The sequence below is a fragment of the Candidatus Nitrosotalea bavarica genome, from assembly GCF_900167955.1.
GTDB classification, from domain to species: Archaea; Thermoproteota; Nitrososphaeria; order Nitrososphaerales; family Nitrosopumilaceae; genus Nitrosotalea; species Nitrosotalea bavarica.
Genome location: NZ_FUYK01000003.1, coordinates 141,543 through 154,892 on the forward strand (window position 1 = coordinate 141,543; position 13,350 = coordinate 154,892).

The window sequence follows — 13,350 nt, forward strand, 5'->3', positions numbered from 1 at the left end:
TTTGATTTATGCCTCACACAATAAAAGCCTAGACACTTGAGAATTGCATTAAATTGTAAAGATACGCCGCGTTTCTCTCGGTGTCGCCACCAAGTGGTACTTTTCCAAGTCCAGTAGCCTTTGTCTCAAGTGCTGCTTGTGCTGCCCCTACTGCAAAACAGATTGCCCAGATAGCATCTTTTTCTTTCAAATAAGAACAGGTAAAAGCTGCGCAAAATATGTCTCCAACTCCAGTCGTATCACCTATTTCCACATTTGGAATTTTTAGGTGATACATTCTATCTTTTGCAAGCATGGTAATGTTTTGTTTGTCAGTATAAAGTACATGTTTGACACCTTTCTTTTGCAAAGCAATCATTGCTTCTTTTTCTTTCAAACCTGTAAGATAAAACGCCTCATCAGGATCTGTTTTAATTGCAGTTATTCCCGATAGGTCAAGTAACGTTTTTTCTAAAAAGACTTTACCAGCATCATCTACTCGACGGAGATATCCTTGAGGATCAAGTAATGTAAAATCAAAGTTTTCTTTTATTGCATCTAGTGTGTCTTCAGAAACTTCATCAAATACAGGACTTACAATTGCACCATCGGCGTCTGATTTTATCGATTCTATTGGTTCACATTTTGTTTTAAGGTAAAGATCACGTTCTGTTCCAAATATTTTTAATAAGAATCTAGTAGTAGAGACATCAGATATAGAACTCTGAGAAAGGAAAATTCCTTTTTTTTCAAGTTCAGTACGAAATGAAAAATCTTTTCCCACTTTGGTATGAAGATCAATTTCAAACTTCATATTTTTTGCAGTTAGCCCGCAATAACATGCAGGGCCACCCGCAGTTTCTACCACTATATCATTTCGAGATATCTCATCTATGGTACAATGAGAAAAAATTGCAATCTTCATTTAATTTAATGCCCACAGCCTTTCCATTTAGTCCTTTTTCTGACCCTTTAGACAGAATTGGCAGAGTATCTTGCCTTTTACTATAACTATATCCACATTAGAGGCCAGACAGACATGGCAAAGGCCGCGCACGTCATTTTTAGAATCAATATGAAATTTAAATTTTCCAAGATATCATAGATCAATAAATCTCTCAATTTCTCACCATACACCTCAAAGGAATAGAATTGAAATCTCCAAACAAGTACGTTAGACAACTAAGAATTTGTCCATCAGATCACAAACACGGTAAGAAAGTGGTTCAAATATCGTTATAAAGAGGAACCTTACAGGTAAAACATGCCACTAAAGCGTGCTAGTCGTGGACGACAGAAAGGAGGAAAAGGATCCACTGGACGTATCCAGTGTACCAACTGTGGTGCTACAGTTCCGCGAGACAAGGCAAAGAAAGTAACATCAAGACTAAACCTAGTTGAACATACTTTAGCAAAAGAGCTAAGAGCTCAAGGGGCATACATTGCATCGCCTACAGTACTCAAATGGTATTGTATTTCATGTGCAATACACTTTGGAATTCTAAAAATTAGATCAGCAGAGTCAAGACGTCAGACCGGCAGACTGAGATAAGCCTAATCTTTTATTCCGTGAGCTGTTGTTACAATTCTCTGAACAAATGTGATTCCTGCTATTATTATGACAATTATTACTGCATAATTTAGAAAACCAATCATTCCAATTATTGCAATTACAAGTAATCTTTCTGCACGTTCCCCTATACCTATGCCTTGAAGTTGAACTCCGAGAGATTCTGCTCTTGCCCTAGTATAACTAACAAGTAGAGAAAGTCCTATTGCCAACAATACAAGATACCCTTGAGAACATCCGCCAACTAAGATTCCAAGAAATATTGCAACTTCTGCAATTTTATCAAAGACAGAATCAAGAAATGCTCCCTTTTTAGAAGTCTTTCCAGTGATACGTGCAACTTGTCCATCAACAATATCAAAAAATCCTGAAACAAGCAACAAGATTCCTCCAAGGATAAAAGAATATTCAAGATGAACGGCGTAAATAATTGCAGACGCAAATGCAAAACTGAGTCCAACTGCAGTCCAGAAATTTGCAGACAGTCCAGTAGACGCAAAAACTTTACCAATATTCTGAAGGGTCGGCTTTAGACTCTCTCTAAAGTTGTTAAGCATTTGATACTAGCCATCTGACAATAATTTATACCATATATCTTCTTAGAGCATGTCTATCAAAATATGTTCAGATTTGAATAAAATATTAAAAAATCTGATATAATAGTGCGTTTTAGAACTCTCATGGGCCTAATAGCAAAAGGTGCAAAATGCAGTGTTACAGGCTGTGATAAAGATGGCATGCGTTCACTTACTGCCTCAAAGGTAGAAGGAACTGGGGTAGACATTCCACGGGGTTTGAAAAAGGCCATCCTTTGTAAAGAACACTACAAGGAATGGAAGAAAGAAACAAAGGACGACAGAGACACAGAAAAAGCTAGATTTAGTAGATTCTAGACAATTAACAACCATTTTGAGTGTACTTTTTTGTATTGCCAGTTTCTATGTCAAATTAATTTAAAGAAAAACAGTGCTTACAATAGTAGGAACTAGTGCTTTTTGGCAAAATACGCTTTTGACAAGTCATCATAATACTTGTTCAATTTTTTATACAATCGCTTTGGTTTTCTAGGTTTTTCATTACTTAGAGCATAAAGACAAAGTATTGGAAATGCAATAGTTGCATCAGTGTAAACCATTATCACATCTTCATGAGCATCTTTTACTTTGCCCCAGCTCTTTCCTTCTTGCAAGGTTGCACCAGAGAGTCCACCAGTATCAGGTCTTGCATCTGTGATTTGTATGATATAATTTTGACCGCCGTGGCCAAGGCCAAGTATTTGATCAAGTAATGGGCCTGTTTGCTGTGCAGTATTTTTTGGTACCCCTCCACCCAATTCAACTATTCCCGATTTCTTAGAATGATATAAAATTGCAGCTTGCTCTATTATTTCCCTTACAAAGTCAAGACTATGAATTTTATTCTCAAGTCTTAGAGGAGCCAGGTCCAATGCAAGAGAAGAGTCTTTTAGAGTTGACACGTAGACCGGAACATCATAATCATATGCAGCTACAACAAAACTACGATCTGGGTTTTTAGAATGTTCTTTGGAATACTTGCCCATTGCATTACAAAATTCAGCAGTGGTAAACGGTTTGTCAAGCAGATCTTTTGTAAACATCTTTTGAACAATCTTGTCTTCTGCTTTGAGTGTCTCCTCACCCTTGATGTATACGTCTCGAATTCGGACTATGTCCTTTGCATATAGTATCATATCATCTACCTCAAAGTGTCCTTGTTTTACCGGAAGATTCCATGCAAAATGATCCTCGTGATACACGTTTGCACCAGTAGAAACTATCCAGTCAACAAAACCTCGTTCAATAAGAGATTTGAATAATCCTCCAAAACCAACAGGAGTCATTGCACCTGCTATGGTAAGACAGATAGTGGCATCATCTTCAATCATTTTACAATATAATTTTGCTGCATCTCCAAGCTGTCGTGCATTGTAACCCGTACTAGCAAATATGTCAACAAGGTCATCTATCCCCATATTGGGTGTGATTTTAAGGTGGGGGATGTCTTTTCCTTTAAAATTGTGATGGTCCACGAACGACTAACTTATTTTTGGGCTAAATAAATACTTGCAAGGATTTTCCTAAAATAATAATTCAAGACAGATACAGTACAAAAAATAAAAAGTAGAACCTATTCAGGAAGTTCTACTTCTCTCGTGTCGTGATGGGAGATTTCTTTATGCATAACAACATGAGACTTTTCTTTGAAAGTCAGATTACATCTGTAACAATGCCATGCTGTCATGCTCATGTCATCTATAACGTATTTTTAATATTTAAGACATGTGTACAATTTGTTCATTTGATAACAACCTAAATTATTTTGGAAAAATCCAAGTGGGTTACAGGAGGATACACCCAAAGATTATCAAATCAAGAAAACATGTGTTGTTTTTCACATAGTATTTTAAGAAGAAACCCCATCTTGAGTCAGATGCAAGTTTTCAAAGAGGAAAAATGGGTTCTAAGTGAACTTGTAAAAGATTCAGATTCGCCCCAATTTACTAAGCGCCTTAATGCCATACAATTAGATGTCAAAAATTTTGAAAAGAATAAGAAAATTCTCAAACCTACATTAACTGAAAAAAAATTTCTTTCTATGCTTCATACTTTAGAAAATATAACAGAAGATTTTAGCAGTGTTTCAGGATACGCTTCTTTAGAGTACTCAGTAGATACCCAGTCTGACAAGGCAACGGCGTTGCTTTCAAAGATGCGAAAGTTGGGGGCACAACTAGAGAATCAGACTTTATTTTTCGACCAATGGTGGAAGAAACAACTTGATGAGAAAAATGCTCAAAGATTAATGAAATCAGCAGGAGAGTTGCATGAATTTTTACGATACAAAAGATTACTTGCAAAATATTCCCTTACTGAACCAGAAGAGAGAATAATTAACACATTAGATGTTACGGGCCACTCTGCCCTTGTCAAAATCTATGACAAGATAACAAATGCGTTTGTGTTTGAAGTGAAAATAGACGGCAAGACCAAGAAATACAATAGAGAGGAATTATCAGTTCTAATTCGAAATCCAAAACCAAGAACAAGAGAGATCGCATACAAGGCACTATTATCTGAATTTGACAAAAACAAGGGAGTCCTAGGAGAAATTTATCAAAATATAGTTTCAAACTGGAAAGATGAATGCATTCAGATACGAGGATATGCATCGCCAATATCAGTTCGAAACATCGGAAATGACGTGGATGACAAGACAGTAAATGCGCTTCTTTCTGTTTGTAAGAAAAACTCGGATGTATTTCGAAAGTTCTTTTTGCAAAAAGCACACATTTTGAAAATGAAAAAGTTACGGAGATATGACATTTATGCACCAATTCAGAAAAAAGAAGAAAAAAGATATAGCTATGACAAGGCGGTAAAACTAGTTCTTGAGACTCTAAATGATTTCAGTCCGAAACTAAGCGAGTATGCCAAGAGAGTATTTGTTCAAAGGCACGTGGATTCTACTATCAGACCAGGAAAGAGAAGCGGTGCATTTTGCAGTACAATATCTCCAAAGATAACACCATATGTCATGGTAAATTTCAAGGGTAGGACCAATGATGTCTTTACTTTGGCTCATGAGATTGGTCATGCAATACATAGTATCGCAGCCTCTGACAAATCAATATTCATAGCAGAAGCCCCATTACCACTAGCCGAGACAGCTTCGACGTTTTCAGAAATGCTATTGTTCAACAAGATTCTCGATCAAATATCCGAAGACGAACAACAATCTAGACTCATGGAACACTTGGATGACTTGTATGCAACAGTAGGACGACAGGCATACTTTACACTATTTGAGATAGCGGCACATGAAAAGATTGGCAATGGGGCAATGGTCCAAGACATAACATCAGAATACATGAAGACATTAAAAGATCAGTTTGGTAATTCTGTAGATATTACTCCAGACTTTGGAACTGAATGGACATGCATCCCACACTTTTACCATTCACCGTTTTACTGTTATTCCTACTCTTTTGGAAACCTACTCTCTTTGTCATTATACCAGAGATACAGAAAGGAGGGAAGATCATTTGCCTCTACATATGTAGATATTTTAGCTGCTGGAGGTTCAAAAAAGCCAGAAGACCTGCTCAAGGAACATGGAATAGACATAACATCTGAAAGTTTCTGGCAAGAAGGTTTTGAGTATATCAGAAATCAAACAGAACGACTTGGAAGAGTAATTAATTAAAGCGCCTGGCAGTCAAGCGCCCCCAACTGCCAGGCAATGTTCCCCTACGGTTTGAACCGATGTCAAGGATCCTACGCACGCATTATAATTTAAACCTAGAGTTTAGATCGAGAACTTTTATTTTATGAGAACCATCAATGCACGAGTGAAATATCCAAGATGCTGCAATAGAGAACCAGAATATTTGGTAACTTATGACTGCGGACCTGATCCACAACAGACCATGTTGGTTTGCAAGTATCATTACAAGGAAGAGCCTTTTCAGAGATTCGCAATAAAGATAGAAAAATTACGAGAATAAACTTAATAGTTCGATTTTAAAAGTTGCTTTAAATGAAAAACCTGCTTACATTATCTATAATTTTCTCATTATTGCTGACTTCGTTTGTTTCAGTCTATGCACAACAACCACAACTTGCATCATACCGTGAAACAGCCAACATACTAATCGATGAAAAAATACAGAATCAGACTAGTGCGTTTATCACATTGGCATCTACAAGCCCAGTAGAAATGAGAGTCCCTCCAGATCTTAGTGAAAAGATTACAAATACTGCCAATGTTACTTCGGTAGTAATAACAAATGCAGATACATGTGTAATAGGAGTTACGAAGGACCAAGGATGTGTCATAATAAACATAGTTTCCCCAGCGCTTATTGAGACTTACAACATTACAACGATTCAAACACAGGCTAAACAAGTAGGTGACACTTTGATTAATAGCATTAACAAGGCATTTGCTACTGATGCAACATTTTGGCTTACTTATGTTAATCCAAAAGGAGAACTCAACAAGGCTCTTGGTACATCCGGAATCATATCAGGAAACAGAACCATATCGGTTGTATATACAATGTCAAGACCAGATTCGTCATATCTTTTTGACGGATTAACATCCATTTTAATTCCAAAACAAATTCGTGATGATGGTGGATTTTTTGATGCAGCCCAAAAGATGGCGCAAGATTCCAATTCTTCAGTTACATTTGTAATCACTCCAGGACAAGGATCATCACTTTATCAGTTACAGGTCTCAAAACACATTCCAATCAAGGGCAAAGTAACTACAGTTAATCCACTAGAGTTGCTAGGAGTTGACAAACTTGAAAGATCAAGTTATTATAGTATTGGTTTCTTTCCTTTGAATTCCATTCTACAAGTCACAGCAATATCTAATGATACTATTGCAGTAACAAGTCATGGTGGAGATTTAGCCCCTACTACAATCAAAGACGGTCAAAAGTTTCCAACAGACCTAACTAAAGCAGGCTGGATAATCGACCCAGAGTACGGAAATAGAATTTCTGCAATATACCTATTTGGAACAACAACGTCGTTTACAGGCAATCAATCTTCATTGACATTAGGTAGTGCGCCAGTACAGAGTCAATCCACACAAACCAACACCACAACTATATCTGCAACACCAAGTGCAAAATCTTCCAATGATTATTCCACTTATGCTTTAATTGGCATAATTGCAGCAGGTGGAGCTGCAGTATACATATTCATGAAAAGAAGATAAAATTTAGAGAATCAATACCGCGGCAGTAAATACTGTAGTCCAGTGACCTTTTGCATCCCCTACTGCACTCTGGGTGATGTTTCTAGTCTTGTATATCTGTCCTGATATCTTCCACTGTTGTCTTTTCTCATCCCAGCTCTTGTTTACATCAAATGATATTCCAAGTGATGATGCAAGCATCTGCGCAGCTATGTCTTCCGCATAATCTCCTGCTTCTTTTTCAGTCTCTCCAAATGAGATGTATTCAGATAGATAACCATACTTTGTCTTGTCCTTAGGTTCCGCTATTCCGACTGATGCTGCCATCAATCGATGTGGTTCATTACTCTCTTGCCTTGAATAAATTGCAAATGTAACACTTCCAGGTCTTATTAGTTTCAAGCCTTCGGCCTTTGAAATCAGTTTGCAGCCTGGTGGAAATATACTAGATATCAAAACCAAATTGGTTCCAGCGATTCCTGCATCTCTTAACGCATATTCAAAACTTGTTAGCCTATCAGGATGCACACCCTTACCTTTAGTAAGGAATATTTTTTTTGCTACTAAATCTAGCACAAGTCAAGTCTTAACTCACATCTTTAAAAATATATTGAATTTATAAAAATCCAATTATTTCAAATTCTGTAATGATGAAATTATTTCTTGACCATGTTTTTCAGGACTGATATCTCTGAAAATTTTTGAAATCTTACCATCTTTGCCTATAATGAATGTAGAGCGTTTTGCAAGTCCTGCAATATTTAGTCCAGCGTAAGTCTTGCAAGCGATCTTTTGCATATCACTCAGATGAAGATATGGAACGCTATATTCCTCAACAAATTTCTTTTGATCTTCAACAGTGTCTACAGATATTGCAAAGAGTTCAGCTTGCTCTTTTATCTTAGGATATGCAGCAATTATGGCCTCTGCCATTTGAAACACCTTCTTTGATGGACATGCAAAGAGATGATTTTTGGGATAGAAACATAGCACTACGTTCTTTTTTCCCCGGAATGAACTTAGTTTTACAGTACTTCCATCATTTGCTACAAGCTCAACATCAGGAGCCAGGTCGCCTTCGTTCATACCACTCATCTACAAATACAGGTTAATACCATTTCCGTTGTAATTTTTTTTATTAGAGAACTAAATCTATCGGATTATTTTTTGAATTTCTTTTGGTATAACTTTATTCCAGCAAGGACTTCTTTCTTTGCGCTAGCAGCATTTTTCCAACCTAGTATCTCAACTTTCTTTCCTTCAAGTTGCTTGTATACTTCAAAAAAGTGACCGATCTCCTTGAGATAGTGTTTGTCAAGATCAGCAATATCCTTCAGATTATCATATCTAACGTCGTCTTTTGCGACACATAAAATCTTGTTATCCATTTCACCCCCATCTTTCATACGAAGCATTCCAATTGGGCGTGATTCTATTAGAACACCAGGATAAGTGTGATTACTAACAAGTACAAGTGCATCCATTGGATCGCCATCTTCTGCATATGTTTGTGGAATTATGCCATATTCTCCAGGATAGAAAAACGGCGAAAATAACACTCTGTCAAGTTTAATGATGCCTCTTTTTTTATCATATTCGTATTTGTTTTGAGAACCTTTTGGAATTTCAACTATAACATTTATCACAGAAGGTATTTTTGGGCCAGTTTCAATGTCATGCCACAAGTCCATGACAAATTGTCAGAAATATGTCCTATTTAATTGACATCATATGAGAAATATTTCTTTATATGGAATTTCTTGTTTTGTAAGACAACAAAACACTATAACTTCGGAAAAAGATAAAACGCCATTCAAGACTCATTTTAATAATGAAAGCAGTATATGTTTCAGGACCATCAGACGTCCAGATAAAAAATGTAGAGAGACCACAAGTTGGCAAGGGAGAGATACTAGTCACCATGAAAGCATGTGGCGTATGTGGTTCTGACTTGGAAAAGATTTATGGTAAATACAGCCAGCCTTCCATGAGACTAGGCCATGAGCCTTCAGGAATAGTTTCTGCAGTAGGCGAAGGAATAGTAGATTTCAAAAAGGGAGACAGAGTATTTACTCATCACCATGTGCCATGTTATTCTTGTCACTTTTGTACACATGGAAATGAGACAATGTGTCAGAAATATTCAGAGACAAACCTTTCACCATGTGGCCTTGCTGAGGAGTTTATTGTTCCCGAGTGGAACGTATCACATGGAGGAGTTATAAAATTACCAAAAAATATAAGTTTTGAAGAAGCATCCATGATAGAACCATTAGCATGTTGTGTACGAGCATGGAATAAAATAAAATTCAAAAAAGGAGATTCGATTGCAATTCTTGGAGCAGGGCCAACAGGCCTTATGCACCTCATGTTAAGTAAGGTACATGGAATTGAAGATATATTTTGTTTTGACCTCAATGATTTCAGATTAGGTTTTGCAAAAAAGTTTGGCATAACAGAAGCAATAAGATCAGATGATCAAGATGCATATCAAAAAATTCTTTCAAAGACTAGTAATCGTGGAGTAGATATAGTGATGGTTGCGACTGGAAGTCTTAATGCCATATCTCAGGCAATTGATTTTGTAAGAAAAGGTGGCGTTGTCATGCTATTTGGAGTTCCTTCAAAAGATGCAAAGATGTCACTTGACATGAGTAAGGTATACTCTAAGGAAATTACAATCACTCCAAGTTATGCAGCTTCTGAAAAGGATACAAATGAAGCATTTAATCTAATAGAACAAGGAATAGTGGATGTAAAAAAATTAATCACTCATAAGTTTGATCTTACTGAATCTGCAAAAGCTTTGGATTATGCTCATCAGGGAAACGATTCCATGAAAATAATAATTACAAATTCAGAAACGCTTAACTAAGGCAAATTTTTTCGATGAAGATATGGATTGGGGACTCAAAAATAGACTTGCAAAAATAATCAAACCACAAAACAGACGTGGTGTAATGCTTGCAGTAGACCACGGATATTTTCTTGGACCTACAGAGAGATTAGAAGTACCCAAAAAAACCATAGCCCCATTATTACCTTTTGCAGATTCTCTTATGCTTACAAGAGGTGTTTTAAGAACATCCGTTGATGCAAATTTTCCAGTGCCCGTTGTGCTCAGAGTATCTGGAGGAGCAAGTATTATCGGAAAAGATCTTTCAAATGAAACAATAACCACATCAGTAAAAGAGGCAATCAGATTAAATGTGTCTGCCATTGCAATGTCAATATTTATCGGTGCACCTCATGAACATGAATCGCTTGTCAGTTTAGGCAATCTTGTAAATGAAGGTGAAGAATATGGAATACCCGTACTTGCCGTCACAGCAGTAGGAAAAGAATTAGAAAAACGTGATGCAAGATATTTGGGATTAGCATGTAGAATGGCCGCAGAATTTGGGGCACATCTAGTCAAGACATACTATTGTGAGAACTTTGAAAAAGTAGTAACAGCATGTCCAGTGCCAGTCATAATTGCAGGAGGTCCAAAACTTGCAACAGAACTTGACGTGTTTAATCTAACACATGATGCATTACAAGCCGGGGCATCCGGAGTTGACATGGGACGAAACATTTGGCAAAACGATCATCCAGTAGCCATGATAAAGGCAGTAAGAGCAATAGTGCACCAAAAAGCCACAGTCAAAGAAGCCCATGAAATTTTCAAAAAAATAAAAAATGAAGCACCTGAAATAAATAAACCTACTCAAAAAAACAAATCAAAAAAATAAATTCTTAATCTGAAATTTTTGTCAAATGTATGTGGACTATTTTCCACTTTAGATTTTTCATAAAAACAAAAGTTGCTCTGCTATCCATTGTAAGATGTTGTCCTCTAAAGCTATAATTATCCACAATCATTCCAGATTGTTTTACAGTAAAGGTTGCCACTGCAAAAGTCTCAAACAAGTCTACTCGAGTATTTTTTAATTCAAAATCATAATCAGAGATACTTACAAATCGCAATTGTTCTAATGCGGTTGTAGTTGCAAAGTCTTTTAGATCAAATGGTGGAACATCACTGTATGAGGAAAATCTCGAATCATCAAGTTGGATGACGCTTAGCGGTGCAACATTCTTGGTCTTTCCAGCAGTAAAAAATGTCGTAATTATATCAAGAATATCGTCTTTATCGCTCAAAATCGGTATTGCTTAAGACAAATCTACTTTAAGTCTTATGACATGATAAATGCAAGTTAAATTTGTGCCTAGCAATATCCAATACATGGTTGATTTAGGACAATATCTTTATTAATAATTTTAGAGAGAAAATCATTAGATAAGTATGAAAAAAGTAGACTCGACAAGCATTTCAAGTATTTTGTTGCTAGTCGAGGTTATGCTGTAAAACACAGCAATTTTCGGAGATAGAAAATTATGGAAAAAATTTCAGGTGCAAGGGCTTTGATGATCGCTTTGGAAAAAGAGGGTGTGGATATTGCCTTCGGACTACCGGGAGGTGCAAACTTGCCAATATACGACGAACTTTACAAAAGCAACATACGACATGTTCTAGTAAGACATGAACAATCTGCGTCGCACATGGCAGACGGTTATGGTAGAGTAAGTAGAAGACCAGGAGTATGTTTTGCAACATCAGGTCCAGGTGCAACAAATATTGTAACTGGAATTGCAACAGCTCAGGCAGATTCTGCTCCAATGGTTGCAATCACAGGCCAAGTTCCTTCAAAAATGATTGGCCGTGATGCATTTCAAGAAAGTGATATAATCGGAATTACAAACCCTATCGTAAAATATGCATTTCAGCCAATGAGTCCAGGAGAAATTCCAGAAGTAGTAAAGAAGGCATTCTATATCGCATCAACTGGAAGACCTGGTCCTGTTTTGATAGACATTCCAAAAGATGTACAACAAAATGAAGCAGAGATACAATTTCCTTCAGAGGTTAAAATTAGAGGATACCATCCATGGGTAGATCCTGACATAAAAGAAATTGAAAGAGCAACTGATATGTTACTAGCTGCAGAAAGACCAATTATTCTTGCAGGCGGAGGAGTTATAATTTCAAGTGCATTTGCAGAACTTCAATCAATTGCAGAATTACTCATGATACCTGTTGTAACAACTTTCAAAGGAAAGGGTTCATTTCCAGAAAATCATCCACTTTCACTTGGACCAATTGGAATGCATGGACACGCAGAAGCAAATAAGATGATGACTGAAGCTGACTGTGTACTAGCATGCGGTTCCAGATTTTCAGACAGGTCAGTTGGTACATTTGAAGAATTTGAGAGAAATTTGAAAATAATACACATGGATGTAGATCCTGCAGAGATTGGAAAGAATCAGACTACACATGTAGCAGTAATTGGAGATGTAAAGACATCGCTTAGAATCATGGTAAAGATGCTAATCCAAAAGGCCATTAAACGAAATGGTGAAAACGCATGGGCAAAAAAAGTTAGAGAAACTAAAGAATACTATAGAGAAAATATCAAGATTCATCCACATCCATTAGCAGCTTCCAAAGTTCTCAAAAAGTTAAGAGAGGTTCTTCCTGCACAATCAATTGTCACTACCGAAGTAGGCCAACATCAGATGTGGGCATCATTATTTTTTGATGTCATACATCCAGGCACATTCTTTAGCTCTACAGGTCTTGGAACAATGGGGTGGGGATTCCCAGCAGCGATAGGTGCCAAGGCTGCAAGACCCGATGTTCCAGTTTTAGATATTGCAGGAGAAGGAAGTTTTAACATGACAGAAAACTCACTTGCAGTTTCAGTATTAGAAGACTTGCCTGTTATTGTATTCTTGTTAAACAATTTCACACTTGGCATGGTAGCCCAATGGCAGAGAACATTTTATGACAGAAGGATGATAGGAGTAGACCTTAAGAATTGTCCAGATTATGTCAAAGTAGCAGAAGCATATGGCGCACAGGGAATAAGGGCTACTACTATTGATGAAATTGGAAAAGCAGTCCAGACAGCCTTGAAGAGTAACGTTACAACCGTAATAGACATACCAATTGATCCACAAGAAGACGTCTTTCCATTTGTGGCACCCGGAACATCTCTTAAGGACATGATCTTACCATCATAGTG

Annotated in this window: 15 protein-coding genes; 8 read left to right on the plus strand and 7 right to left on the minus strand. The window is 37.0% G+C overall.

Going from position 1 to position 13,350, the window contains the following annotated elements; all coding sequences use genetic code 11:
* Positions 1-28: 28 nt before the first annotated feature.
* Positions 29-904 carry a PfkB family carbohydrate kinase gene (locus C0Q33_RS01805; RefSeq protein WP_101476893.1) on the minus strand — a complete coding sequence of 292 codons (876 nt, stop codon included), beginning with the start codon at positions 902-904 and terminating at the stop codon, positions 29-31.
* Between the two features lie 339 nt (positions 905-1,243).
* Between C0Q33_RS01805 and C0Q33_RS01810 the strand changes: the two genes are divergently transcribed.
* The gene (locus C0Q33_RS01810; RefSeq protein WP_101476894.1) at positions 1,244-1,531 is read left to right on the plus strand and encodes a 30S ribosomal protein S26e; all 288 of its coding nucleotides are present in this window, start codon (positions 1,244-1,246) and stop codon (positions 1,529-1,531) included.
* Between the two features lie 2 nt (positions 1,532-1,533).
* Here C0Q33_RS01810 and C0Q33_RS01815 read toward each other — a convergent pair whose 3' ends face one another.
* Positions 1,534-2,106 (minus strand): CDP-alcohol phosphatidyltransferase family protein, encoded by a 573-nt coding sequence (locus C0Q33_RS01815; RefSeq protein ID WP_101476895.1) that lies wholly within the window; start codon positions 2,104-2,106, stop codon positions 1,534-1,536.
* 123 nt (positions 2,107-2,229) lie between these two features.
* On the opposite strand from C0Q33_RS01815, the gene C0Q33_RS01820 reads away from it, so the two are divergent.
* Complete coding sequence (locus tag C0Q33_RS01820) at positions 2,230-2,442, plus strand: hypothetical protein (RefSeq protein ID WP_101476976.1); 213 nt, start codon at positions 2,230-2,232, stop codon at positions 2,440-2,442.
* A 92-nt stretch (positions 2,443-2,534) separates the two neighbouring features.
* Here the strand turns inward: C0Q33_RS01820 and C0Q33_RS01825 are convergent, their stop codons facing one another.
* Positions 2,535-3,599 (minus strand): homospermidine biosynthesis protein, encoded by a 1,065-nt coding sequence (locus tag C0Q33_RS01825; protein ID WP_101476896.1) that lies wholly within the window; start codon positions 3,597-3,599, stop codon positions 2,535-2,537.
* A 401-nt stretch (positions 3,600-4,000) separates the two neighbouring features.
* Between C0Q33_RS01825 and C0Q33_RS01830 the strand changes: the two genes are divergently transcribed.
* The 3 genes from C0Q33_RS01830 to C0Q33_RS01835 all read left to right on the plus strand — a co-directional run bounded on the left by C0Q33_RS01830 (position 4,001) and on the right by C0Q33_RS01835 (position 7,300).
* Positions 4,001-5,773, plus strand: coding sequence for a M3 family oligoendopeptidase (locus tag C0Q33_RS01830; RefSeq protein ID WP_101476977.1), 1,773 nt, complete (start codon positions 4,001-4,003; stop codon positions 5,771-5,773).
* A 145-nt stretch (positions 5,774-5,918) separates the two neighbouring features.
* Positions 5,919-6,074, plus strand: a complete 156-nt coding sequence (locus C0Q33_RS09175; RefSeq protein WP_165776409.1) for a hypothetical protein — start codon at positions 5,919-5,921, stop codon at positions 6,072-6,074.
* A 32-nt stretch (positions 6,075-6,106) separates the two neighbouring features.
* A complete protein-coding gene (locus C0Q33_RS01835; RefSeq protein WP_133120978.1) occupies positions 6,107-7,300 on the plus strand; it encodes a hypothetical protein in 1,194 nt (397 codons plus the stop codon).
* A gap of 3 nt (positions 7,301-7,303) precedes the next feature.
* On the opposite strand, the gene C0Q33_RS01840 is transcribed toward C0Q33_RS01835, so the two are convergent.
* From C0Q33_RS01840 to C0Q33_RS01850, 3 genes are all read right to left on the minus strand, one after another.
* Positions 7,304-7,855 (minus strand): pyruvoyl-dependent arginine decarboxylase, encoded by a 552-nt coding sequence (locus C0Q33_RS01840; RefSeq protein ID WP_101476898.1) that lies wholly within the window; start codon positions 7,853-7,855, stop codon positions 7,304-7,306.
* A gap of 54 nt (positions 7,856-7,909) precedes the next feature.
* The gene (locus C0Q33_RS01845; protein WP_245867283.1) at positions 7,910-8,365 is read right to left on the minus strand and encodes a peroxiredoxin family protein; all 456 of its coding nucleotides are present in this window, start codon (positions 8,363-8,365) and stop codon (positions 7,910-7,912) included.
* Positions 8,366-8,439: 74 nt separating this feature from the next.
* Positions 8,440-8,970 carry an inorganic diphosphatase gene (locus C0Q33_RS01850; protein ID WP_101476899.1) on the minus strand — a complete coding sequence of 177 codons (531 nt, stop codon included), beginning with the start codon at positions 8,968-8,970 and terminating at the stop codon, positions 8,440-8,442.
* 140 nt (positions 8,971-9,110) lie between these two features.
* On the opposite strand from C0Q33_RS01850, the gene C0Q33_RS01855 reads away from it, so the two are divergent.
* Together C0Q33_RS01855 and lsrF are read left to right on the plus strand one after the other, a co-directional pair.
* The gene (locus C0Q33_RS01855; RefSeq protein ID WP_101476900.1) at positions 9,111-10,154 is read left to right on the plus strand and encodes a zinc-dependent dehydrogenase; all 1,044 of its coding nucleotides are present in this window, start codon (positions 9,111-9,113) and stop codon (positions 10,152-10,154) included.
* Positions 10,155-10,176: 22 nt separating this feature from the next.
* Positions 10,177-11,013 carry a 3-hydroxy-5-phosphonooxypentane-2,4-dione thiolase gene (gene lsrF / locus C0Q33_RS01860; RefSeq protein WP_101476901.1) on the plus strand — a complete coding sequence of 279 codons (837 nt, stop codon included), beginning with the start codon at positions 10,177-10,179 and terminating at the stop codon, positions 11,011-11,013.
* Positions 11,014-11,017: 4 nt separating this feature from the next.
* On the opposite strand, the gene C0Q33_RS01865 is transcribed toward lsrF, so the two are convergent.
* Positions 11,018-11,422, minus strand: coding sequence for a Cif family virulence factor (locus C0Q33_RS01865; RefSeq protein WP_245867284.1), 405 nt, complete (start codon positions 11,420-11,422; stop codon positions 11,018-11,020).
* A gap of 237 nt (positions 11,423-11,659) precedes the next feature.
* Here C0Q33_RS01865 and ilvB point away from each other — a divergent pair, with 237 nt between their 5' ends.
* The gene (gene ilvB, locus C0Q33_RS01870) at positions 11,660-13,348 is read left to right on the plus strand and encodes a biosynthetic-type acetolactate synthase large subunit (RefSeq protein WP_101476903.1); all 1,689 of its coding nucleotides are present in this window, start codon (positions 11,660-11,662) and stop codon (positions 13,346-13,348) included.
* Positions 13,349-13,350: the final 2 nt, after the last annotated feature.

Coding starts and splice junctions, on each gene's coding strand:
- C0Q33_RS01805 (WP_101476893.1), bottom strand. CDS start 904: ATGAAGATTGCAATTTTTTCTCATTGTACCATAGATGAGATATCTCGA.
- C0Q33_RS01810 (WP_101476894.1), top strand. CDS start 1,244: ATGCCACTAAAGCGTGCTAGTCGTGGACGACAGAAAGGAGGAAAAGGA.
- C0Q33_RS01815 (WP_101476895.1), bottom strand. CDS start 2,106: ATGCTTAACAACTTTAGAGAGAGTCTAAAGCCGACCCTTCAGAATATT.
- C0Q33_RS01820 (WP_101476976.1), top strand. CDS start 2,230: ATGGGCCTAATAGCAAAAGGTGCAAAATGCAGTGTTACAGGCTGTGAT.
- C0Q33_RS01830 (WP_101476977.1), top strand. CDS start 4,001: ATGCAAGTTTTCAAAGAGGAAAAATGGGTTCTAAGTGAACTTGTAAAA.
- C0Q33_RS01835 (WP_133120978.1), top strand. CDS start 6,107: ATGAAAAACCTGCTTACATTATCTATAATTTTCTCATTATTGCTGACT.
- C0Q33_RS01845 (WP_245867283.1), bottom strand. CDS start 8,365: ATGAACGAAGGCGACCTGGCTCCTGATGTTGAGCTTGTAGCAAATGAT.
- C0Q33_RS01850 (WP_101476899.1), bottom strand. CDS start 8,970: ATGGACTTGTGGCATGACATTGAAACTGGCCCAAAAATACCTTCTGTG.
- C0Q33_RS01855 (WP_101476900.1), top strand. CDS start 9,111: ATGAAAGCAGTATATGTTTCAGGACCATCAGACGTCCAGATAAAAAAT.
- lsrF (WP_101476901.1), top strand. CDS start 10,177: ATGGATTGGGGACTCAAAAATAGACTTGCAAAAATAATCAAACCACAA.
- ilvB (WP_101476903.1), top strand. CDS start 11,660: ATGGAAAAAATTTCAGGTGCAAGGGCTTTGATGATCGCTTTGGAAAAA.